The organism is Zavarzinella sp., from assembly GCA_041399155.1.
Lineage (GTDB): Bacteria > Planctomycetota > Planctomycetia > Gemmatales > Gemmataceae > JAWKTI01.
Map to the genome: position 1 here is coordinate 58,065 of JAWKTI010000004.1, position 23,127 is coordinate 81,191.

The 23,127-nt window shown below is 50.1% G+C and carries 16 protein-coding genes; 5 read left to right on the forward strand and 11 right to left on the reverse strand.

What is annotated here, in order from left to right:
* Window positions 1-125 precede the first annotated feature (125 nt).
* A complete protein-coding gene (locus R3B84_17950) occupies window positions 126-2,564 on the reverse strand; it encodes a PEP/pyruvate-binding domain-containing protein (protein ID MEZ6142445.1) in 2,439 nt (812 codons plus the stop codon).
* A 594-nt stretch (window positions 2,565-3,158) separates the two neighbouring features.
* Entirely contained in the window at window positions 3,159-5,696 is a 2,538-nt protein-coding gene (locus R3B84_17955; protein MEZ6142446.1) for a DUF1553 domain-containing protein, read from the reverse strand.
* Window positions 5,697-6,024: 328 nt separating this feature from the next.
* Here R3B84_17955 and R3B84_17960 point away from each other — a divergent pair, with 328 nt between their 5' ends.
* Window positions 6,025-6,513 (forward strand): hypothetical protein, encoded by a 489-nt coding sequence (locus R3B84_17960; protein MEZ6142447.1) that lies wholly within the window; start codon window positions 6,025-6,027, stop codon window positions 6,511-6,513.
* Window positions 6,514-6,557: 44 nt separating this feature from the next.
* On the opposite strand, the gene R3B84_17965 is transcribed toward R3B84_17960, so the two are convergent.
* Window positions 6,558-7,187, reverse strand: coding sequence for a DUF1559 domain-containing protein (locus R3B84_17965; protein MEZ6142448.1), 630 nt, complete (start codon window positions 7,185-7,187; stop codon window positions 6,558-6,560).
* A 530-nt stretch (window positions 7,188-7,717) separates the two neighbouring features.
* Between R3B84_17965 and R3B84_17970 the strand changes: the two genes are divergently transcribed.
* On the forward strand, window positions 7,718-8,788 hold the full coding sequence (locus tag R3B84_17970; protein ID MEZ6142449.1) for a hypothetical protein: 1,071 nt from the start codon (window positions 7,718-7,720) through the stop codon (window positions 8,786-8,788).
* Here the strand turns inward: R3B84_17970 and rsfS are convergent.
* Window positions 8,785-9,354, reverse strand: a complete 570-nt coding sequence (rsfS, locus tag R3B84_17975; protein ID MEZ6142450.1) for a ribosome silencing factor — start codon at window positions 9,352-9,354, stop codon at window positions 8,785-8,787. The genes R3B84_17970 and rsfS overlap by 4 nt on opposite strands.
* Before the next feature lie 206 nt (window positions 9,355-9,560).
* Between rsfS and R3B84_17980 the strand changes: the two genes are divergently transcribed.
* On the forward strand, window positions 9,561-10,541 hold the full coding sequence (locus tag R3B84_17980) for a phosphoglycerate dehydrogenase (protein MEZ6142451.1): 981 nt from the start codon (window positions 9,561-9,563) through the stop codon (window positions 10,539-10,541).
* 55 nt (window positions 10,542-10,596) lie between these two features.
* Here R3B84_17980 and R3B84_17985 read toward each other — a convergent pair whose 3' ends face one another.
* The 3 genes from R3B84_17985 to R3B84_17995 all read right to left on the reverse strand — a co-directional run bounded on the left by R3B84_17985 (window position 10,597) and on the right by R3B84_17995 (window position 13,024).
* The gene (locus tag R3B84_17985; GenBank protein MEZ6142452.1) at window positions 10,597-10,884 is read right to left on the reverse strand and encodes a co-chaperone GroES; all 288 of its coding nucleotides are present in this window, start codon (window positions 10,882-10,884) and stop codon (window positions 10,597-10,599) included.
* Window positions 10,881-11,315, reverse strand: a complete 435-nt coding sequence (locus R3B84_17990; GenBank protein MEZ6142453.1) for a response regulator — start codon at window positions 11,313-11,315, stop codon at window positions 10,881-10,883. Before R3B84_17990 ends, R3B84_17985 begins: the two co-directional genes overlap by 4 nt.
* Window positions 11,316-11,575: 260 nt before the next feature.
* The gene (locus R3B84_17995; GenBank protein MEZ6142454.1) at window positions 11,576-13,024 is read right to left on the reverse strand and encodes a tetratricopeptide repeat protein; all 1,449 of its coding nucleotides are present in this window, start codon (window positions 13,022-13,024) and stop codon (window positions 11,576-11,578) included.
* A 239-nt stretch (window positions 13,025-13,263) separates the two neighbouring features.
* Here R3B84_17995 and R3B84_18000 point away from each other — a divergent pair, with 239 nt between their 5' ends.
* Together R3B84_18000 and R3B84_18005 are read left to right on the forward strand one after the other, a co-directional pair.
* A complete protein-coding gene (locus R3B84_18000) occupies window positions 13,264-14,250 on the forward strand; it encodes an L-threonylcarbamoyladenylate synthase (GenBank protein ID MEZ6142455.1) in 987 nt (328 codons plus the stop codon).
* Window positions 14,251-14,343: 93 nt separating this feature from the next.
* The gene (locus tag R3B84_18005; protein MEZ6142456.1) at window positions 14,344-15,135 is read left to right on the forward strand and encodes an endonuclease; all 792 of its coding nucleotides are present in this window, start codon (window positions 14,344-14,346) and stop codon (window positions 15,133-15,135) included.
* On the opposite strand, the gene R3B84_18010 is transcribed toward R3B84_18005, so the two are convergent.
* The 4 genes from R3B84_18010 to R3B84_18025 all read right to left on the reverse strand — a co-directional run bounded on the left by R3B84_18010 (window position 15,136) and on the right by R3B84_18025 (window position 22,455).
* Entirely contained in the window at window positions 15,136-17,598 is a 2,463-nt protein-coding gene (locus tag R3B84_18010) for a DNA gyrase subunit B (GenBank protein MEZ6142457.1), read from the reverse strand.
* 71 nt (window positions 17,599-17,669) lie between these two features.
* Window positions 17,670-17,978, reverse strand: a complete 309-nt coding sequence (locus R3B84_18015; protein MEZ6142458.1) for a DciA family protein — start codon at window positions 17,976-17,978, stop codon at window positions 17,670-17,672.
* Between the two features lie 185 nt (window positions 17,979-18,163).
* A complete protein-coding gene (locus R3B84_18020; GenBank protein ID MEZ6142459.1) occupies window positions 18,164-21,685 on the reverse strand; it encodes a hypothetical protein in 3,522 nt (1,173 codons plus the stop codon).
* Window positions 21,686-21,930: 245 nt separating this feature from the next.
* Entirely contained in the window at window positions 21,931-22,455 is a 525-nt protein-coding gene (locus R3B84_18025) for a hypothetical protein (protein ID MEZ6142460.1), read from the reverse strand.
* Window positions 22,456-23,127: the final 672 nt, after the last annotated feature.

The following is a 23,127-nucleotide window of genomic DNA, read 5'->3' on the forward strand; positions in this document are numbered from 1 at the left end:
GAAATATTTTTCACGTGGGCATTGCACTAATCCCCACGTTGACAATGTTGGCACTCAGTTCACTGATGGAAAACAACGCCCGCCTGAAAGTGTTTACCGATCGGGAACGCAAAGAACAAAGCAGTTTAATCCAGCAGAATCACCCGACCACGGCTTCCATCCACCCGCAGTCGCTGGCCGGTGCGGATCGTTCGCAGCAATTGGGGAAAGCCACCAGCCGCAGGGAGGCCAAATTCCCTGGCCACGATCGCACCGTGGGATAACGCCCCACCCGATTCCATGACTAATCCTGCCGCAGCCAGAAATAGTGGCACCCACGCCGGGTCGGTGCTGGGACAGACCAGAATATAGCCATCGGGAACATTCGCCACAGAAATCGGTTTCTCCAGCACTAACGCCGGCCCTTCTGCGGTGCCTGCGGATAATGGAAATCCCACCAATTCTTTACTGTTCGCAGGCATTGGCATCGGCTGGCCAATCAGTTCCAGTTGGTTACTCCCCAGCACCGTGGGCACTTCCAGCGTTTGGGCTGCTTTCCATAATCGTTTTCTTTCCTTGATGGCAGGATGATGACCCACCAGATCATCCCTGGTGATCACTTCTTCGATGGTGTAGTAGTACAAGTCACTGAACAGGCCGGTCGTGCGGGCAATCTGTTCCAGCATGCGGCGGATTTCAGCATAGCCCAGCAGGAGATCATTTTTCGCCACCTCCCGCAGCAGATACATCTGGCGCAGTTGATCCCGATAGAGTTTCGCTTTTTTTTGTAAAGGACTGTTCCATTGGGCCTGCTGGGCGATCTGCAAGAAATCGGCTTCTTCATCAGCACTTTCTGGCGAAGACACGCTTCGGAAAACGGGGAAATCGTTCAGAGTACTGGGAGCTTCCTGCCACCGTGGGGTAGAAATTTCCATTTCTTTGGGGCCACGATGGCCAAACTGTGCCAAAAACTCTGCCTGAGTCAATCGGTTCTCTGCCAGTAACTTCAATCCTTGCCCTAACGTTATCTGTTCCGTGTCGGTCTGCGTTCCCACCCATCGGCCAATGATGGTTTCCGTTTGGCCTGGAAATGCCTTTTCGAGCATCGTTTTCAGGCATTCTCGAAGAAAATCTGCCACTACCGTGGGCTTGAGGCTGTCGCGGGCAAACTGCACCAACGTGGCCTGCACCCAGAATTGCAGTCTTTTCTGCAACGTGGGCAGGGGGAGTGCTGCCAGATCTTCGGTTGCTGCCAGTTGGACCTGCTGGCGAAAGACACCGGAAATATGCTGGTAATGTTTTGGGAAGGTGGCTGCCAGCCGATTGAACATGGAAAGTTGGCGAATTCCACCTAATAATGCACTGGGAATTCGCCACCACTTCAAGTAACCCTGGGTGGTGCGTCTTGCCTGCAGTGCCTGTTCAGGATTCGCGAGCAATTCCCTGATGGGATAGCCACTGGTGGGAGTGGGGCCTTCCAGCAGCGGCTCGCGGGTCAGATTCAGGTACGGCTGCCCGCCAATCAGATCGTAGGCAGACAACCCAGCTAAGGCAGTATTCGGCGGAAAACCAAAATCCTGGTACATTGCACCCACCCCACCGTCGGCAGCCATTAATCTGCCACTCACCAGCGACCAGGTCATCGGCGTGGGGAAGGAAAGCACTTCAATCAGGGTGCGTTTTACCCACACGGTTCCCGCAGGTGGAACGAGTTGCTGTAATTCCTCGAGCTGCTTGCTGCGAGCCTGCTGACGGTCTGCTGCCGTGACCGCTGTAATCGGCCTGGCCTGGAGCAACCATAGCTGGTTGGTGTCGAATGCCCACTCAGTATCCCGTGGGGAACCGTAATAGTCTTCCACCCGCTTTGCAAGCAGCACCAACTGACGCACCTGATCCTCATTCAAACAGGGAATCGCCTGAAGTTCCGTGGATACCGGAATTTGACGTTTATTCTTGATCTGTGTGTACTTATGTGCAATTTCCTGGGTGTGGATCGTGCCGGTTTCCCGGTCTGCCTGGAGTCGATCGGGTGTCACCAGACCGGAAACCACCGCTTCACCCACTCCCCAGGCTGCCTCGATCCGCACTAATTGCCCACTTTCATCAAGTGGGTCCCGCGTGAACATCACGCCTGCGACGGTGGCATCCACCATGACCTGGACCACTACGGCCATGGCGGGGGCTTCCTGGGAATCTGTCCGACTTCGATAGGCGGTTGCCCGTGTACTGTGGAGCGACTCCCAGCATTGTTCGATGGCTTTAATTAATCCATCTGGCGTGCGGACATCCAGCACGGTTTCCTGCAAGCCAGCGAAGCTGCTTTCCGCACCATCTTCCGCAATGGCAGAACTTCGCACTGCCACCACCGTGTGGGGTAGTTTGTGGTAGGCGCTTAGAATTTCTGCCCGCAGAGCGACAGACACGGTGCCTTCCGATGCTGTGCGATACGCCTTGGTAGTAACCACAAAGCCTGTCGGTACAGGTAAGCCCGCCTGTGCGAGCAGACCCAGGCTCAGCCCCTTCCCACCCACGTGGGGGAGATCTTCTGCGGTAATTTCGGCAAAATGACGCACCAGTTCGGACATGAGGAATATCTCAAGCTCTAGTTCTTCCACGGGCGGGACGCCCGTGCTACGATCTTACTTCAGGAAGCTGCAGGTTCAGACAATCTACAGGCTATGGGAAGACGCCCACCTTGCCAAATGGTGGGTCTTAGTACAAGTGGTTTTCAGTAATCGAACAGGTGGAAAAGTGAAAGGAAAATGAGTGGGCGAAAATATACGCCTCAACGAAGCGATCGTCCAAGAACTATAGCCGATGGTTACGACATTCCCGTTCGTTCCTCAGGCATTGGATTTCGAACGTTCTGAATAAACATTTCGTCGCAAGCGCCAAATCTAGGTAGTTCTTTCTCGCCTGCGTCAAGCTCAATGAACCATTTGGCCCGCCACGAACAACATCGGCGTCGTAGTCGTCCTGATCGTCATCCTCCCAAAAGCACACGGGACAAATGTCAAATCTTCCTCGTTCGTCGAGTGTACGACAAAAGCAACAGGGGCATCGCAAAGGGAGATTCAGCGGCTGATTCTCTCAACGTAGCCGTGGAACCATTGAATCCCTGCTTCCTGCTGTACCTTCGAGAGTTCTTGCTCGTCGTTCACAAATCGGCCAAACACTGCTTAGCGATTGAATTGGAATTCTTTGGTGTTGATCAGCGCCCACAGGATGTTTTCGTAAGCAGTTTTTTTGGTCTTTTCGTTCTTGGTGATATGTTCCAGTGCGGTGGCCATATCCGATTCCGAAGGTTTGCGACCAAAGGCCCACATAAACAGTTCCGTGACCTTTTCAGCATCAGCGCGGGTGTCTTTGGCATCTGCCAGCAACGATGCCCGGCTCCCACCTTGAGTCAGTTTGCCCTGGATTTCTGAAGAGTTCAGCAGGTGCAGTGCCTGAGCCAGGTTGGCTTCTGACACTCGTTCGCACTCGCACGCACTGATCCGTTGTGGGCGACCGAACACATCCAGGAAATAGGAGGTGAACGATTCATCCGGCAGCATGATTGCCCGGTTCGGTGCAAAGCGGTCGCGTGGCAGGTTGTTAAACACCGTGGGACTGTTGGTTACCTGATTGACTGCGTCGAGCAGCACTTCTGCACTCATCCGTTTGGGGTAGTAGCGTGCGTAAGCCTGCTTATCGTGCTGGTTGAACTCATTGGGATTAGCCGAAATCTGGTAGGTACGGCTCTTGCAGATGGTTTTCACCAGTTCTTTCAGGCTGAACTTGTTGTCAATCAGATTTTTTGCCAGTGCATCAAGCAATTCTGGATTGCTGGGTGGGTTGGTTACCCGCATATCATCCAGCGGATCAACAATACCACGCCCAAAGAAGTGGGCCCAGTAGCGATTCGCCACTGCACGTGCAAAGAATGGATTCTTCGGTTCCACCATCCAGTCGACCAGTTTCTGGCGAGGGTCCTGACCCGATTGTAGCACAACCGGCTCACCATCCAGCGGTTTGATCTCTGCTGGCTTGTTGGTGCGTTTGTTAGTCACACTTCCATTAGAGCGGGTGAAAATTACTTCGGTATTCACATTCTGTGGGGCACCTGGCAGGCGAATATTCTTCTTACCAATGCGTCCAAAGAATGCTGCCAGTCCCCAGTAGTCGTCCTGGCTCCACTTTTCGTATGGGTGGTGGTGGCAGTTGGCACAGGCAATCCGCAGACCCAGGAACACCTGAGCGGTATCATCAACGAATTGTTCGGGATTATTCAGGTCTTTGTACCACACGGTGGGTGGTGCTTTGGTTTCATCACCGGTTGCACCGAGAATATCCCGCACGAACTCATCGTATGGTTTATCTTTGGCAATCGCATCGCGAATCCAGCCGTGGAAGGCAAAAGTGCCTTGAGCCCGCTGAGCAGCGTTCTGGCCACCCCGTTTCACGCGGAGGATATCGGCCCACTTGTTGGCGAAGTAGTAAGAATATTCTTCGCTGTCCACCAGTTGATCAACCAGTGCACTGCGTTTGTTGGGGTCTTTGTTTTCCACATAAGCAGTCACTTGTGCGGGTGTGGGCAGCGTACCACAGATATCCAGATAAGCCCGACGCACAAATTCGGTGTCCGTGGCCAGATCAGAAGGCACCAGGCCCAGGTCTCGCCACTTTTTGGTGGTGTGCTCATCAACAACCGTTTGCACAGGGAAAGTCCATTCTGGAGTTTTCACATCAAGCGGCACGGTGGCACGGAAAACAGCCACTTGCCCCTGATAGCGGGCCATGATTGCTGCTTCGCCACTGAGACCCAGGGTGCGTACCACTGCGGTTTCATCCACGGTGGCAATTTCCTGATCGTTACTTTCGTATTGAGCACGGCGGGTAATATCTTCTGTAGAACCATCTGAGTAGTGGGCATAAACGGAAAACTGCTGACGGTTATTTCGCGAAAGAATGCGGTGCGGTGGGTAGACGGAGATTTTCGTCACCGTGGGATCGGTTTCTGCACCGTATGGCATACCAGAAGCAATCCAGCGACGCACCAGTTTGTACTCGTCGGAATCTTTTTCCATCTTCTTACCCCCACCGTGGGGAACCAAACCGGTTCCTTTGGTCAGGAATAAGCTGGCATCGGGAGAGGTGGGCATCAAGCGACGACCACGGGTCTCTTTCACCAGTGATTCAAAATCGGTATCCGGTTCGAAACCCAAGAGCGACAATTTGAAGCCGTTTTGGCCACTTGCTTTGCCGTGGCAGCCACCGGAGTTGCAACCCAGTTTGGTGAAGATCGGCACGATCTGGTTGGGGAAGTTAATCGGCAGATCCACATCCGTATCGGTAACGGTTACCTGTACCTTGGCCGATTGATTGCCATAGGTGGCAGTAATTTCTGTGGCACCATTGCCAACGGGCAGCACCCGTCCACTTGGCAGCACGCGGGCTGCTTTCGGGTTGGAACTGCTGTACTGGACATCACCTGACAGATCCTGCAGGCGGCTGTTTTTCAAGGTAGCTGTCACAATCAACTGGGCCGCATCGTCCATGCCCTTGATGTGCACTTTTTCAGGATAGCCAGCAATGGAGGCAACTTCTTCCGGTTTTGGAAGCGTAATGCCATCGTTCGATTGTGGCTTGTTGTTGTACAAGTCTGCGAATGCTGTCGTTGTAGTACAGGCCACAACAGACAGGAGGAAAAGCCAACGGATTGAACAGGTTGGCATGGGTAGGACCTCCACGAATAAAGTAAACAGCGACCATTTCTAGTCGTTTCTAACGGCGTGACACTCCATTCTGATCTAATCGCCAGAGAATAGCAAGAGATAAATGGTGAGAATTTTCTCTTTTCTGAGAAAAATGAGATCATTCCCGCGAATCGGTGGGACAAACTGGTGGAAAAATGAACCACCAACGTGCAGAAAAGGACTAATTTTACCTACAAAGATGAAGGATTTCTCATGAAATAATCTCTATTCTGTTCTCCATCACAACTTTCCTTAGCGAGAAATTAAGTTGAGAAAGTGTCTGTTATGTGAAGCACAGGACGATTCCGTGAAAACCATGTTTCTGCGGGTGGATGGCGTTGGAGTTTATACTGGCCAAGCTGAGAAAGACTGGCTGTACTTTCGCCTGCAATGCTGTGCTCTCTGCTTCGAAAAATGGCAAAGGATCGATCGCTGGCGGACGCGAGTGACCTTGGGTTGCGTTTTTTCGCCGATCCTGATCGTGTTGGCAGGTGCAATCACCTATGCCATTACCGACAACGAAGTCTACTTTTATGTCTCCCTGGGAGCACTCAGTTTTTTTAGTCTAATCGGAATCGGCGTGGGGATGAAGGTGTATTTCGATGCGATGGAACCCAAAAAAACAAAGGAACTGCTTGGTTCAAAACTATCGACCTATCTGAAAAAAACCTGCGAGATTCAGAATTGGAGCAATGCCTGTTTTGTAAAAATGAAAGCGACGCTGAGTGAACATGCCAGAAAGCAGGCACTTGATTTACCTGGTTATCAGGAAGATGAAGACGATTATTACCGTTAATGCCCGATCCCGTTCCTGAACAATTATCTGATTTCAAAATGCTGTCACGGTTCCAGACGAAGCCGATTGCGACCATCCGAAAGTAATTCCCAGTCGCCTTTCTGGTTCTGCTGCAGGTTTTCCTTTCCGTTGATGGTAAAGAATGCTCGCAATACATCCTGCTGAATCGTGGGACGAAGTGAAAACACCTGGCCATTAACCGTCACAACTCCAGGATTCAGGTATGGGCTGCTTACCCCTGCGGGGCTGTTTACTTTCAAATCAATATCGGCCAGATTCAGATCCCGTGGCTCCATCCAGTGAATTTTTGCCCCATTGTTTTCTACCAGCAGAATTGTCTGGTCAAGCCCATCCTGGATATCTTCTGCAGTAATGTGTCTCTCAGTTTGCCATACCGTTTCTTGCCCCACGACAGCCAGATAGTTTGTCGTGGTATTCCCAGCAGGTTCGGAACCATGGAATCTGAAAATTCTCGGCATCTGATCAGCAAGTTTCCGGTTGTTCGGTCCATTCCATGGTTCATCGAAGCGGTATTCTTCGTACACATTCGATTGCTCGATATACGGTAACAGCAACACCCGCCAACTGTGCCATGGCTTGCCGTCTGGCCCCAGCACGTACGGTGGTGGGTATCTCCCCTCATTGGCGTAATAGGTGGCGACCGCCACCGACAATTGTTTCAGGTTTCAGTTATCTGCCGATTTGTGGGCTCTATTGCGGACAATCTCTACAGCGACCATCAATCCATAACCGCTGGCAAGCACGCACAGAAGAAATGCAATCATAAGTCTGCGTCGATGACGACGGACCCAGTTTGGCTTTTTAGCAGTCATTGTCTGTTTCCAATGGGAGGGGACTATTTACCCAAGAAAGGGCGTTTGCAAACCGATTTCGCACAGCTTAACACGATCTCATCGCCCTGCGGCAATAGTTTCTGTAATTGACCAGAAATTTTCGATGAAATCGGATTTCGTTCTAAACGTGTATCTTCGACAAATCCCGGAACTGCGTTATTCATCGGACTGAATGTTATTCAAAGAATCATTTCAATTGGTTCACAAAATCGAGTTTGAAAAACGATTTTGGCTGTGGTAATCTACTTCAAGGATCATGAAAAAAGTGCACTTTTGATCAACCGGGTTCTATTCAAATTGAATCGACAGCAACCGCCTGAGACGAGTACTGCTTAAGCACTGGAGTTCCGATGCAAACCAAGAAACCCGCACCAAAACCGAAGCCCAAAGCTCCTCTGGCTGTAGTGCATTCGGTGCCAGCGAACCAACAAGTCACCCGCGTGCGTGCGTTCTGTGGGGGAAAAACGATTCTGGCTGCGGGCTTTCATGGCGAGGTCTTACGGTGGGATATCCACGATTCACAATTGCATCCCAAACCGGCGACACCTGGACATCAGGGGTGGTGCACCGCCATTGAAGCAGTTTCTGACGCAAGTGCCGTTTCTGTAGACAGTTGGGGCAATGCCATCCTTTGGAACGTGGCTGCGGACCAGACAACAAAAGCAAAGGAATTCAAACAATTACACAATGGTTGGGTTGTTGCAGTGGCAGCCCACCCGAATGGCAAAATGCTGGCAACGGCGGCCCGCACGCGGGAAGTGACGGTGCGGACACTGACAGACGATAAACCGTTGCAGCAATGGAAGTTAGAGCACATTCCGATGAGTGTGCAATTTTCTCCCACCGAGCAGACTTTGTGGGTGGGGGATGATTTCGGCAAACTTCATGAATATTCTCTCATTAATGGCAAGCTCCTTCGCACACTGGATGCAAGCGTGCTCTATTTGAAGCACCGCCTGCAGGACGTTGGTGGGGTAAGAACGATTGTGTTCTCCCACGATCAGAAATCGGTGCTGGTTTCTGGCACGCAGCCGAAAACAGGCGGGTTTGTGCAGGGAATGCCCACGTTGGTGCAGTTTGACCTGTCGACCGGTAAGGAAATCTGGCAATTTCAGCTTCCCAAAGACAGTCTGGGCTATTTTCACGACCTGTTTGTGGTGCGTGATACCATTTTTCTGGCCTACAGTGGCCAACCAGGGAACGGTGGCGTGTGCATTGTCAAATCGGGCCAGAAAGACCCACTATTTGATTTTCGGTTGCCCAATTGTCACAGTATTTGTCGAATTGAAAATGAAAATCGCCTGGTAGCCGCTTCCACCAACGCCAACAGTTCTGGAAATGGTCGGCCAAAAGGCGACGAATATCCTGAAAACCACTCCCCCATCAGTCTGTTGGAGTGGATGATACCTGAAGTGGGTTAATCGACAGGGTCTTCTTCCTGATTTTCCCAATCGATTCGGGGTGCATCTGCCCACAATTCTTCGAGAGCATAATATTCCCGTGTGGCTGGGTCGAATACATGCACCAGTAAATCGGTGTAGTCCTGCACAATCCACTTGCTTGATTGATAACCTTCGATGCCAATTCGCTGGTCGCCCACCGCCTGTAATCGAGAGTCGATCTCTTCTGCAAGGTTGTGCAACTGCCGCCGACTGCTACCAGTGGCAAGGATGAAGAAATCGTACAAGGGGTGCAAACCCTTCATATCCAGTACAAGTATATTTTTCCCTTTCTGGTCGCGTGCGGTGCGTGCTGCCAGGCAGGCACGTTGCAATGGACTTGGAAGAGTCGTTTTGGTGATTGTCGCGTTGCTCAATGGTTCTCCTTTCTGTTCTTCAGCATCGGCTTGCGTCCCACTTAACAGGACACGAATCCCACTGCCGATTGCTGCCGTTTGCAGCGACGATGCAAAAAAATCCCAACTAACGTATCTGCTATCATCGCCACTGGAGTGGGTCTCGTCAACAAAAACCGCAAGTTTCTGCAATTTTCTGACAAAACTTCATTTTTTCACCCGGCTGGGCCACCAGACTAGTCCATAAGACAAACCGCATGCCTTCTGGTTCACCTACTCATTTGTCGTGGGTGACGAACCTTAAACTTAGATCGCTGTACATTCGCTTTGATTCGAGAAAGGGATCAATTCGAAGTCGGCAAATAGAAATCGGTTACCTCACCCACCGATGGTGAAAAATGAAAAAAGTATTAATTGCACCTGCCCACCTGGGGCAGCGATCGGGCCCGTATTACGATGTCTTATCGAAGGCGGGCTTTGAAATGCACTACCACGATAAGCCACGTCAACTGACTTCGGAAGAACTGCTCGCACGTGCGGGTGGTTTTCCGTATATTCTGGCAGGTTCCGAAGGTTACCCCCGCCGAATCCTGGAACAATTGCCCGATTTGAAAATGATTGCCCGTGCAGGTGTGGGCTACGATGGCGTGGATATTGCCGCAGCCACCGAATTGGGAATTGTGGTCACCAACACCCCTGGTGCCAACCATGAAGCGGTGGCAGAACACTGCTTTGGCATGATGCTTTATCTGCTGAAAAATCTGGCAGACCAGGATCGTCGCCTGCGTGCGGGTGAATGGCCACGTTACCCTACAAAACCCCTGCGGGGCAAAACGCTAGGCATCGTGGGGCTGGGCCGGATTGGCAAAGCAATGGCCTTGCGAGCGCAAGTCTTTGGCCTGAAGGTACTTGCGGTAGAACCTTTCCCCGATATCGCATTTGTGAAACAGCACGCCATTCCGCTGGTTACGATGGATGAAATGCTGCCCACTGCTGATATTGTGACGCTGCACGTGCCGCTGACGGAAACCACACGTAACTTCTTTTCCAGTAAGCAGTTAGAGCAGATGAAGCCCGGTGCCATTCTGCTGAACAGTGCCCGGGGAGAGGTGCTCGATTCCTTTGCACTGGCGAAAGCAATGGAAGCTGGGAAATTGTCCGGTGCTGGCATCGATGTGCATTACCAGGAGCCCCTCCCACCTGATTACCCACTGATGGGTTTTCAGAATGTGCTGTTAACTGCCCACACTGCGGGGGTCGATCTGCAATCCCGCGACGATATGGGCCGCATTGCAGCGGAAGCGATTGCGGAAGTCGCCAGTGGTGGCTGGCCCACAGACAAAGTGGTCAATCCGGACGTTTTGTCCCACAGGCGGTAGAGGGTATTTTTGTTCTGGAAGCTGATTTACAAAGTGTGAGGCAGTTCTCTGCAGATTAATCCACAATTGCCAGAATATCGTCTTCCGTCATGATGAGGTATTCTTTGCCATCCACGGTGATTTCAGAGCCAGCATACGAGGTGAACAGCACCTTGTCGCCTTTTTTCACTTGAAATGAAGATCGTTTGCCGGAATCGAGAGCTTTGCCTTCACCCAGTTCCAGAATGACGCCTTGCTTGGGTTTTTCGCGGGCGTTATCGGGCAGCAAAATACCCCCAGCGGTCTTTTGTTCTGCTTCAACGCGTTCTACCAGAATCTTGTCGTTCAGCGGTGCGACTTTCATTCTTTTTCCTCTGTCTTGTTGTTAGTGTTACTATCGTGTTCTTCCGGCTGACCGTAAACTTTGGCCAACGCCCGAAAGACGGTGGATTTAATTATCGTGGGCTCGAATGGTTTCGGCACCACGCTGTAAACCTGGGCTTCAAAGGCTTTCCGCAACAGCTCCATGTTGGCATCTGCAGTAATCAGGATGGCAGGAAGCAAGGCATGGATTTGCCGCACAATCTGCAGCAGTTCCAGGCCTGTCATCCGGGGCATGTTCATGTCCAGCAATGCCAAATGGATTGGTTCGTGCTGCACAATATCTATTGCCTGCTCACCATGCTCGGCCAGGATCGGGCGGAATCCCTGACTTTCGCATATTTCAGCCAGTGCTTCGCGGATGCCTGTATCGTCATCCGTGATCAGAATCGAATATCGTACTGATTCGACCATCGTCACTTCTCTACCCATCGAGCGTTACTATTGAAGAGGCAGCGTACCGGTTTTTGGCACGGTGCATCACCGAATCGATGATAGCCTAACAAACTACTAGCAAATTGTATACCCAAACTGGGATTTCGAAAAAATTATTTGCAAGTCATTGTGGAATAAGCGGTTGCGATGATATTTTTGTTAGAGATTTCCAGCCACTGATGCCGAATTTGGCAGGAAACCTGACAAGATGGCAGGATGGGTTGACCCACTGCTGAAACTCAGGCGGATTGTTCCTGGGCGGACCATTCATCCAGCAGTTTACTGATGCCACGGTAGTTGAAGTCCAGATTCGCCAGGTCGGAAGCAAATTCGATTGCTTTGGGCAGGTCTTTCGATTGTGCGTAGCCGTTGGCCAGTTCAAACAGCACTGCTTTTCGCTCTTCATCCATTTCACTGGGCATCTGGTCGAGGGCTTCTTCCAGATTTCGTAATGCCAACCGCCAATTGTTGCGGCGGGCAAAAGCAATCCCCAGGTGCATGTTCGCCTGCCACTGGACTCGCACATCTTTGCGGGCAACCTGCAGTTCTGTAATCGCCTCATCCAGCTTTCCGGCAGCAATCAGGCTTTCAGCCAAACGGATCCGATGAATTGTTTCCTGTGGGAAACGATCTGCCTTCAGGCGGTACAGTTCAATTTCCCGATCCCGCAGTTCTTTCGCGTGCCGGTTGCGGGCGTTTTCCAATTGTTCTGCAGTGTATTTCGATTCCTCAGGTGCGGCACGCTGCTGCACCATTTTGCTTTCAATCAACTCAATATTTTTTCGCAGCGGCACCAGATCCATTTCCAGCAGTTCAATCTGGATCAAAAAATCATTCCCGGTGGGTGCCAGGCCCTGCTGCAGAATCTCGCGGGCCTTTTCCGTTTCGTTGCTGCGTTGGTAGATACTGGCTAATTGCAGATACAGGCGGGCATTTGTCGGATTCTCATGAATTTTTTCTAATAAAGGTGCCACTTCCCGTTCCAGACGGGAGGGAGATGGATTAGCCACTGCGGTATCCGCAAGTGCAGCTTGGTTTGCGGTGCCCACATCCAGTTGAGAATCGGACAGCACGCCTTCATAATTGCCTTTGGCAATCGTCTCGCGGGCGGCCAGGTCTTTGGCTTTGGTTCCTGCTTCTTTATCCTGGGGCAGCTTTTCCAGCACCATTTGCCATAACTTCATTGCCTGGAGGAAGTTACCACGTTTTTCCAGAAGTCTGGCTAACGCACGGTTCACGTTTACATCGTGGGGATCTTTTTCTCTTGCCTGATCCATAATGTAAATTGCCAGATCAACCTGTTCCAGCCCCTCGAAAGCCCACGCCATATCCAGTTGCACGCCCGAATCCCACGGATTGTGGGTCAGAATTTCTTCTGCCAGCTCCAGCACCATCAGGTAATCATTGGCATTTTTTGCCGATTTCAGCTTGGATCGCGTGCGAAGGGTGCTCATCGTGGCCAGTCGACTGCCACGCATGTTGTTATTGTGTTTTAACTTTTGAGTTTTACGCAATTTTTTGCGAAAGGTTAAGTTCGTCGGGTCCAGTTTGCAGCACGTCAGCAGCAGGCGAATGCCATAATCATAATCGTTGTTGGCAATCACCTGATTGGCGCGTTCGTAGCTTTCGACAGCAACTCGCCGGTTATCCGGTGTCAGGGTGGGTATCGTTTGGGAAGAGGTAGCCATCAGTACGCCCAAGTCATGCTGTTAATCAGGTTGCACATGTCGTGGGCTGTTTTCGATCAGAAAGGATAGTGAAAACACCGACGACATTTATTATACCGAAATCCTACCACCGATCTGGACATTTGGGAAGCAGATAATCGACGAAAGTCGTATCATTCTCCAAGTTCGCATACTTTTCGGTTCAACATCCTGCACTTAATCATACCGGCTATCCAAAAGTGGACAAAAGTATACAAAAATTGCCACATGATCGGTTTATCGTTCCTGCCACACCGGAAAATATCGCACGTGCAGGTGAACTACTGCGTGCGGGCGAATTAGTTGCCTTTCCCACGGAAACTGTGTACGGTTTGGGTGCGAATGCTCTTGTCCAGCAAGCAGTTACGTCAATTTTTGCGCGAAAAGGTCGCCCCGCGTCCAATCCGGTGATTGTCCATATCGCCTCGTGGGAAATGTTGCCACAAATTACCCCCACGTGGAATGACAGGATGCAACGCGTAGCAGAACAATTCTGGCCAGGCCCGTTGACAATCATTGTGCCGGCAGGCCCACAGATACCTCCAATTGTGACCGCAGGTGGGGCTACGGTTGGCGTGCGTTGGCCTGCACACCCGATTGCCCAGCAGATTATTCAGGCGGCAGGTGTGCCTATTGCGGCACCTTCAGCGAATCGTTCGGGACAAATTTCGCCTTCCCTTGCCCACCATGTGTATCAATCGTTCGAGAATGATAGCCCCCTCATTATTGATGGTGGCCCCACGTCATGTGGGATTGAATCAACGGTGCTCGACCTGACTGTCACACCCGCAGTGGTGCTGCGTCCAGGACCGATTCAGGCAAAAGAAATTGCCGCACTGCTGGGCGAGGAAGTATTGCTGCAAGATACTGCTAGAAAAGAAGTTACGTTGAAATCACCTGGGCTGCTCAGCAGACACTATGCCCCACGTACACCCGTACTGCTGGCCCACAATCATGAAGAATTCATGAAAATGTTAGTCGTACATCCAGGCAGCCTGGGGGTGACGCACCAATTGATCGATCCAGAATGGGATGATCATCTGTGGCTGATGCCAGAGAAGCCGGAAGCTTACGCCAAAATTTTGTACAGCGTACTGCACCAGCTGGATGCGAAAAATCTGCCCCACCTGGTGTGGTTGTTGCCGGAAAATACCCCACCCTGGGCGGCAGTTCGAAACCGCCTGATTCGAGCTGCGACAGCAGAATAAGTCCGTTGCACTAAGTTCTTCATGCTGATTTCACTTGCCTGCACCACCAACGTGCGTTTAACGTATGACTGAATGCACTGCATGAGACGCACCATGTTTCAACTTCGATACTCAATTTTCCTCGTATTGGTGATCTGTTCTGGGCAACTCGCCAGCCACGGTGGGGAATTACCACAACCGCAGGCGGGGTATGTTGCCACGAAAACGTTTGCGGTGCCAGATGCCACGCAGGCAGCGGCAGCAGACGAAAAACACTTTTACGCGGTTTCGAATACCCGCGTGGTGCAATTCGACCGCACCACTGGCAAAGAAACGGCACGTAGCGATGGCCCAGCAAAGCACCTGAACAGTGCCTTTCTGTGGGAAGGGAAAGTGTATTGTGCCCACTCCAATTATCCTGCGGTGCCGCACGAAAGCGATATCCGTGTGTGGGATCTCAGCACGAAAAAATTAACAATTTTTCATCGATTTGAACAGCCCGCAGGCAGCCTGACGTGGGCGATACTTCACGAAGACAGTTGGTGGTGTCACTTCGCCCATTACAAAGAAGAGAATGCGAAATCAGTGGTCATCCGATATTCCAAAGCTTGGAAAGAGCTCCAACGCTGGACCTACCCCACAGAACTGGTTGCGGAATGGGATGGAGCCAGCCTTTCCGGTGGCATCTGGCACGATGGCAAACTGTTGACCACGGGGCACGATAAAAAACTGATTTACCATGTGGAATTGCCCACAAACCGCACCACAGCGGTAGTAAAGGCTATTTACACCTGCCCGTGGGAAGGCCAGGGCATCGCGCGTGATCCGAAAACTGGTGGATTGGTTGGCATTATCCGCAGTAAACGAGAAGTGGTGTTCGCACAATTGAAACGCGAAAAGCGATAGTTAAGAACCGTAGTCGATGGCGTCGGAAACGTTAATTCCCTTTTCAATGATGAAATTCCGGCGTTCTTCCACTTCTTCACCCATCAATGTGCGGAACAGGTCGTGAGCTTTCTGGGCATCTACCAGTGTCACTCGTAAGAGGGTACGTGCTTCCGGATCGAGGGTGGTGTCCCACAGTTCGTCGGGGTTCATTTCGCCTAACCCTTTAAAGCGGGTCACGCTGATGCCCGATTCTCCATATCGTCTGATATTCAGTGTCAAATCCCGCAGGTGGGGCAATACTTTCGTTTGTTCACCGTGGGTTAACGTGTAACGGACGGGTGGTTCGCGTCCCGCAATCCGTGGGGCAGGGATCAAATCGGTTGGCCCGAAGCCGAACTCGTTCAGCACCGCCAACTGGCGATTGATCATGCGGATTTCGTGAAACTCTTCAGCAAGAAAATGAATCGCATCGCCCGCATTTTCGGTGGCGTCATCCATGATGATGTCGTGACCCAGGCGTGCCGATTCCTGCTGACGGAAGGCATCCACTTCTTCCGAATTGTGGAACCAGTATTCCGAAGGCCCCACCCGCACGTGCCATACAGGCAGCCTGCCCTCTTTGGCTTCGGCGATGAAACTGTTCAGATCGGTACCCCGCCGTTCCAGAATAATCAGCGATTGATCGATCCGATCTAATGCCAGTGCCAGCCGTTCCAGTTCGGTGGTTTCGATCCGTTTTTCCCCCACGCGAAGCTGGGTGTCCTGCATCCCACGTCGGATCAGCTCGGTCATCATGGCGTCGCTGGTCTGGACAAAGCGTGCGGTCTTCTTTTCCGTAACCTTAAACAAGGGGGGACGTGCCACGTAAATATGGCCGTCTTCAATCAATTTCCGCATCTGCCGGAAGAAGAACGTCAGCAGCAACGTGCGGATGTGCTGGCCATCCACATCGGCATCAGTCAGGATGACAATTTTGCCATAGCGGAGTTTGCCAGTATCTTCGGGATTGCCAATGTCGACACCAATCGCACCGATCAGACTGCTGATTTCTTTGTTCTGCAGCAACTTTTCCAGACGGGCTTTTTCCACGTTCAGCACTTTACCCCGCAGTGGCAGCACCGCCTGATAATTGCGATCGCGGCCGCTTTCTGCAGAGCCACCTGCAGAGTCCCCTTCCACCAGAAACAGTTCGGTTTCATCGCGGTTGCGGGAGGTGCAGTCCATCAGTTTGCCGGGTAAGCCAGCCCCACCCAGGATTTTCTTGCGGTCGATCAGTGCCTTGCGGGCTTTGGCTTCTGCAGCACGTACCTCGGCAGAGAGCATCACCTTTTTGATGATCTGCTTGGCATCTTGGGGGTTTTCTTCAAGATATTTGGTTAAAATTTCAGAAACAGCAGCATTAACTACACCGTCAACTTCAGGATTATTCAGTCGTACTTTGGTCTGAGATTTAAATTGTGGCTTTGCCAGAGTGATATTCACTACTGCCGTCAAACCTTCGGCAAAATCGCGCCCTTCCGGTTTCATATCGTCTTTAAACAGTTTTTCTTTTTCGCCATAGGTATTGACCACGCGGGTCAACGCACGTCGAAAACCAGTGAGGTGAGTACCACCTTCTGGGTTATATTGATTGTTGGCATAGCATCTTACTTTTTCATCTTCGCCATTGGTGTACTGCAGTGCTACTTCAACTTTGATCTGTTCTTTTTCTCCAGCGGTGTCCTCGTGTTCAACTGTTTTCAGTATGTGAATCGGTTCGTGGAGACCGGTTTCATTGCGGTTCATCCATTTAACGAATTCCGCAACACCGCCTTCATAGTAAAAAGTGACTTCTCGATTTGCTCGTTCGTCTTTTAATAAAATCGACAGCCCGCGGTTCAGGAATGCGAGTTCCCGCATCCTACTTTCAAGCTCATCGAATTCGAAAGAAATATTTCCAAATATCTCTGCATCCGGCCAGAAGGTAATTTTGGTACCGGTACGGTCTGCTGGCCCCAGTTCTTTTAACGGCGTGGAGGCTAGACCGCGATCGAATTCCATCATGTAGGTTTTCCCTTCACGACGAACTTCAGCCCGCGTCAATTCACTCAATGCGGTCACTGCCTTGGCACCCATACCGTGCAAACCAGCAGATGACTTGTATGCCTTGTTATCGAACTTTCCACCGGCACCCACGATGGTCATCACCACTTCGAGGTTGGATTTTCCTTCCTGTTCGATCATACCCACCGGGATGCCCCGGCCATCATCAGCTACGCTCAGGCCTCCATCTAAATGAATAATGATCTGAACGTTTTTGCAATACCCAGCCAAATGTTCATCAACGGCATTGTAAACGAGTTCGTATACAAGGTGGTGCAAACCTTGTTTCCCTGCATCGGGAATGTAGTTTCCAGGTCGTTTGCGAATATGGTCGCGATTCTTCAATACCTGAGTATTTTTTTCGCTGTATTCTTCGTCTGGCAGTGTCTCGGTACTCATTCAATCGCCTTTTCCAATCTGCTGCTTGCTAGCGGAAGAGAAACCTCATCCGGTGCAGGCAAAATACCCTGTTACCAGTTCCCACGACGGAACTTGAAACCTGTAATTATTTTATTGGGAAGTAGCTCTTGCAGCATCCGTAAGAGGTTCCGTTCGTGGAATTGTGTTAATTCCTGAAAGAGCACCCCGTTGTTTACTTCTACTTCCATTTTTTTCCGTTTGATCCCCAGGCACCGAGTTTGTGGGGCAAAGTCGGGATTCAATGCAGTAATTACCTCCAGCCAGGCCGATTCGACCTGATTGGCTTCCTGCTGCCGCCCCCAGCCACGACTGGTAAAAAGCTGGGCCAAAATATCGGAAAATTTCTCTGGACCGTCCATGGGAACCACCAAATCACCTTTCCTAATTATACGGTGACTGAGGCACAGTGAACGGTCAGTTTGCTTGGGAAACGAGAAGTCGGAGATAAATGAGAATTATTTCATTATTTCCAGGGATGCCAATTATATCAACGATCAGATATATGCACAATTAGCAATATAACCAAGGATAAATATATAGGGGCTTATTCGATCGAACATTGGAAGTTCAATTTGATCTGCATATCCGCAGTAACGGAACGGCCCGCTTTTGGTACAAGTGTAATTTTGCCAGATACAATTGGGTCTTTGAATGGGTTATTCTCGTTGTTAAACGGCCCCACAGACGCCAATTTTGCATTTATTTCCTCAGCGATGAACTTAATACTCAAAGGATCGATCATGTAGTGCTTCATAATCGGTTTGCCATCAAAACAATTTGTAGCCATTGGAGAAAGTTTGATTTCGTAAGGGCAACCATCGTAGTCGAATTGAAAAACAATTTCTTTCAATTCTGCAGGTGCACCCGCACTGGCTGGCCACCGCACCCATATCGGCTCCTGTTCTTTCAGCCCCTTAATTTCAGTCTTAAATTTGCTTTCTCCAGAGTACTTCTTGGCATACACAATCGTGGTGTCAGCAGGAAGAATCGCAGGTGGGGGTGCGTTCAAATTCACCACAGGCACCATCAGTTCCTGGCTAACGCCGTACGGTGTTGCCACGTTGATCTGAATCGTTTTGGAACCAGTCGGGATTGCAGTTTTCGGGATTGTTACCTGCATTAACTGCCTACTGATCATACGCTTGGTAGGTACAGTTAACTGTGCTGTTTTTTTCTCGCCGTTTACTTCTTCATGCAGATAGACATTTTTAGCATCTAATGGGTCCACGTCCTGATTGCCTGCAAGAACCCGAGTCTGAGTGACGCTAAAGTGATCGCCCACCAGATACAAGGTGGTGTCTTTATTCAAATCAACACCGGGGGCGCCGTACCAGCCATACAACTGTGGGGCCAGATCGGTGGTGCTGTTAGAAAACAGTTCGAACCCACCCAGGTTACCTTCAATCGGAACCTGAGAGTTCATATGAGCCAATGGCAAGCGTGCTGAAAGTTGCTCTGCTCGCTTCACCATCAGTTCCATGTCGCCCGCACGGAAGTTGTCTGCGTCGGCAATTTCGCAATTCTTGGTACGAATCATCTGTACCCGATGGCTGAGCCGCATTGTCTGGGTCATATCAAACACTTTGTGTTTGGGGTGCACCAGATCAAACCAGTTGCTGCTGACATCCATCTCCACCGTGGGGACAAAACTGGGCATGACTACCAATGCCACGCATTCACGAGCACCCGGTTCCATACGGCGTTGCTTCAAAAGCTCGTCTGTTGTTGGCCCACCGGTAATGTGGTCGCGAATGATGGTGGTCAAAGTGCCCGCAGGTTCCGGCGTCTGGAAGCGGGGATAGAACCGCCAGCCAAAGATATTTTCGCCATGGGTGAAGCCCACCTGCTTGCGATTGAGGTCAATCGTTTCAAAATCGGCTTCCAACCTACGAGCAAATCTCCGAAACTGGTTCATATTCATCCGACCGGAGATGAATGCCAGCGAGGCAGCAAACTGCATTTCCCGCCGCATGCTGAAAGAACTGGCAATATTCTGATCATCGGTAACAGGGTCTAATGCAAATACATGAATGGGCCAACGAGTCTTCACATATTCGTTGAACACTCGGCGTGCCTCTGGAGATGGATTGGGCATGTAAAAATCAAGCCACTGTGCCTGGTTACCCAAGGGTAGCTGCCTGGCAGCAGTGGCTTCTTTCATATCAATCACTGTGCGATCCGTCAGTAATGCTGCTTCCACCAGTAACATCCAGGCTATTGCCGCAGTGGAACTGAATTCCGCTTGTTTATCGGGATTGTTTTTATCAGAAAAGCCAGTTCGGTTGACAATCATCCCTCGGAATTCTTTTCGCAAATCACTTAGTTGTTGTGAATTACGAGTGCGTATTGCTGTAACTAAATCCGGCGTTACAAATCGATTCCATAAATCAAGATTCTGGTCATTGCTGAGTAGTCGATAAGCAGCATCAACTTCCCCTTTGAGGAAGGACTGGACATCAGGTAAATGAGCAAATCCTTGAATTTTGAATTTTTGTCCCAAAGCGAAATTAATTCTGTGGGCTATCTCAAATGGATAAGCTACACCATAGACTTCAAGTGCTTGAGAAAGTGGAAACGTTTGTTGCTTTTTAGTGCCGGTAGCATATGGCACATTTAAACTTGCAAGTTTCTCTATAAGCGTATTTACCATTGCAATTGATGCAGCAACTTGCTTCTTGATGTTTGCAGCTATTACACTACACAAATGATCTATACATTTATTTTCTGTGGACAGTTGCAGCTGAGGTTGAATTTCATTGTTCTCTTTTTGATTCTTATTTTGTTTTAACTTCTTCTGTACATCCTCAAATCGATTGATTGTAGCATTGAGATCCCATCTTCCATTTTTCATTTTGGAATTAAACTCTGCATTATAAAAATTCTCCGCGCTGATTCCTTTTAATGAATCAAAATTTTCGTTTGCAAGCTGGATTAAGTCATTGATTTGATTAGTGTTTTGATCAAATATTTGTGAAACTAATTGTGTAGCAAGCTTTTCCTTTGCGTACAATTCTGCAGATTCCAGATTTTTTAATATTTCTTCTTTCTTGGCCAATTTTATGTTTTGCAACATATTAGCAACATCTTGCAAATCATATAAGTCTCTTACAACCAATCGAAGAATTGGATCTGTCACCAATTCAGAGGCAGGACTTTCCAGAAACTTGGCAAGGGGAAAACTAATCTGCTCGATAATATCATTCATCATCAAGTTCCGAAAGGTGGTGGGTAGCAATTCGTCGCTCAGAATGGGATTGATCGTAAAGTTGATTTCCGCACCGTGGCCTTTATCGGTCAATTTGCCTGGCAGTAAAGAAACAGGGATTCGTAACAGATTCAGCGAATACCCGGGGCTGTCTGCGGTGTCATCACCTTCATTGTTTCTGCGCAGTTGAGCAAGGTATTCCAGATAGCGTTTTTTCTGATTGAGATACTCCACTGGTTCCAGGCCGATTTTTTCAAACTCCTGCTTAAATTGAGCTGCAGGTTTTGGATCGTTGCGTTTGAAAGCAGGATCGCCACCGACTAACTCTGAACCCACCTTCGGTGCATCAGGTGCGGAGGTAAAATTTCCAATCTGCGTGGTGGGTTGTACCAGTTGGCGTTCTGGTCTGCTGAAAAAGCCAGTTGGCTGGGTGGCAACCAGCGATAATGCTGTCGCTTCCTGCAAGAATGACTGGTCGGTACGGGATACCTGTCCTGAAATAATTTCCTTGAACTTTCCCAACTCGGAAGACATCTGCTGTTCAATTTCTTCCCGGTAGCGGGTTAAACGAGCCTGACCCCAGATATCGGGGTTCTTCGCAGTCACACTTCCGTAGAGGTCAATTTGTTGTTCCAACGTATCCAGATCGTGGGCAAGTGCCATCATCGTGGGCTTTTTGCTCATCTGCGGCGTGATTATCGTGGGATGGTCATCCGGGTGGTGAAACACCCGCAACAAGTGCTTGGATTCGTGGATTTTATCCCCCACATCAGTGGAGTGGCACGCGACAGAAACAGTCATTAAGAATGCCAAAGACGCGTACATAAATAGCTTTGGCAACAAATTTGGTCGGACAGGCATGGCGAGTTCCATAGGGACTTTGGACAATGTTAGCCGCACGGTGCGGCAGAGTTGAATAATTGAATCGGCGTTTGATTGATCGTGATTTGCCAAATATTCTGAAAGTTCCAGCAGTGCAGATTGTGCCAGCCAAACAATCAACAAAATCGCTGCAGATTGCCTATTTTGTTACGAAATCGTTTGTTCCAATTGGATGTATCCACTTGCAATCAAACAACAAAGAAAGTGCGGGCAATATCTGGATTTTACTTCCTACTGAACGTGCGTGGCTCTGAGCGGCCTGCTTTGTTTTGAACCGTTCCCTGCATCGTATTTTCTGTAATCTCGCCTTCAAACCAGGAATACCCGTTGTAGATCGTCAGTTTGATGCGGGTATCTTCGATCACGTAACTGAAATCATACTTGGGCACGTTGTCGTGGGAGAAAAACTTTGCTTTGCCATCCTCATTGAATTCAAAGTACGAACGGGTGCCGCAAATCGAAACTTCAAAAGGTTCTGATCGCCAGCGTGGGTCATCGTCGGCCAGAATGGCAAAACTACAAACATTTTTGCCGTATTTTTGTCGAATCCGACAGTAGTAATCAAACATTCTCTCAGGCAACTGGGGATCCCTTTGTGCCTTAACCTCAAAGTGGACAAAAATGGTTACGGTCTGGCCGGGGTGCTCTAAATCGTACACCTCAAACAGGGCATCGGCACGCACCATCCCAGCGTCGGAATCGGGCAGCAACGTGCGTAATTCGGTATCGAGCGGAGCGAAAGCCAGCACTCCAGTCGAACGTGGGGTGCCACTGTGGGAAGAGAATCTGGAAAATATCGGGCAGATAGTTTTCTAAAGTTTCTTTCCAAGGAGAATCAAATTCGCGGGTCATGGGTGGGCCTGCAGGAACGATTTTCAGGTCATCTTACCTGATTTTCCATCATGCGGGCAAATCCTCCCTGACTCCGGTTTTTTATTGGAATCGGATTTTTAGCAAAAGTTGCACGTACCACAACGAAAAACCTTTTGCTATCGTTGTTCCGCGCGTTCATGTGGTCAAAACACAAAGCGATCGCCAGAGTATCCTGGCCTGAAAAAGTGGTCAAAACACAAAGTGATCGCCAGAGTATCCTGGCCTGAAAAAGTGGTAGCTCTCCCTCGCGAGTCCTTGCTTGGAAGAGGTACCGATGAGCCTCGTACGAATCCTTGTAGTCAGCAGCCCATATTTCGATGTACGTCTGGGTGTTATCTTCAATGACGCCTCAGGGGGTCATCCTGACCCCCCTGGCATCTTCGGCCAAGCATCCATTCCTGACCTACCATCATTCGGGCGAGCCGAGCCAGGTAATACCTGGCAGCCCCTGCCATCCATAGCACTTGCCGAGAGCATCCTGGCTCTCGGTGGGTCAATCCCGACCCGCCGAACGAATTGGGTACGCAATCTGTTACTGCTATCGCTGC

Coding starts and splice junctions, on each gene's coding strand:
- R3B84_17950 (MEZ6142445.1), bottom strand. CDS start 2,564: ATGTCCGAACTGGTGCGTCATTTTGCCGAAATTACCGCAGAAGATCTC.
- R3B84_17955 (MEZ6142446.1), bottom strand. CDS start 5,696: ATGCCAACCTGTTCAATCCGTTGGCTTTTCCTCCTGTCTGTTGTGGCC.
- R3B84_17970 (MEZ6142449.1), top strand. CDS start 7,718: ATGCAAACCAAGAAACCCGCACCAAAACCGAAGCCCAAAGCTCCTCTG.
- R3B84_17980 (MEZ6142451.1), top strand. CDS start 9,561: ATGAAAAAAGTATTAATTGCACCTGCCCACCTGGGGCAGCGATCGGGC.
- R3B84_17985 (MEZ6142452.1), bottom strand. CDS start 10,884: ATGAAAGTCGCACCGCTGAACGACAAGATTCTGGTAGAACGCGTTGAA.
- R3B84_17990 (MEZ6142453.1), bottom strand. CDS start 11,315: ATGGTCGAATCAGTACGATATTCGATTCTGATCACGGATGACGATACA.
- R3B84_17995 (MEZ6142454.1), bottom strand. CDS start 13,024: ATGGCTACCTCTTCCCAAACGATACCCACCCTGACACCGGATAACCGG.
- R3B84_18005 (MEZ6142456.1), top strand. CDS start 14,344: ATGTTTCAACTTCGATACTCAATTTTCCTCGTATTGGTGATCTGTTCT.
- R3B84_18010 (MEZ6142457.1), bottom strand. CDS start 17,598: ATGAGTACCGAGACACTGCCAGACGAAGAATACAGCGAAAAAAATACT.
- R3B84_18015 (MEZ6142458.1), bottom strand. CDS start 17,978: ATGGACGGTCCAGAGAAATTTTCCGATATTTTGGCCCAGCTTTTTACC.
- R3B84_18020 (MEZ6142459.1), bottom strand. CDS start 21,685: ATGCCTGTCCGACCAAATTTGTTGCCAAAGCTATTTATGTACGCGTCT.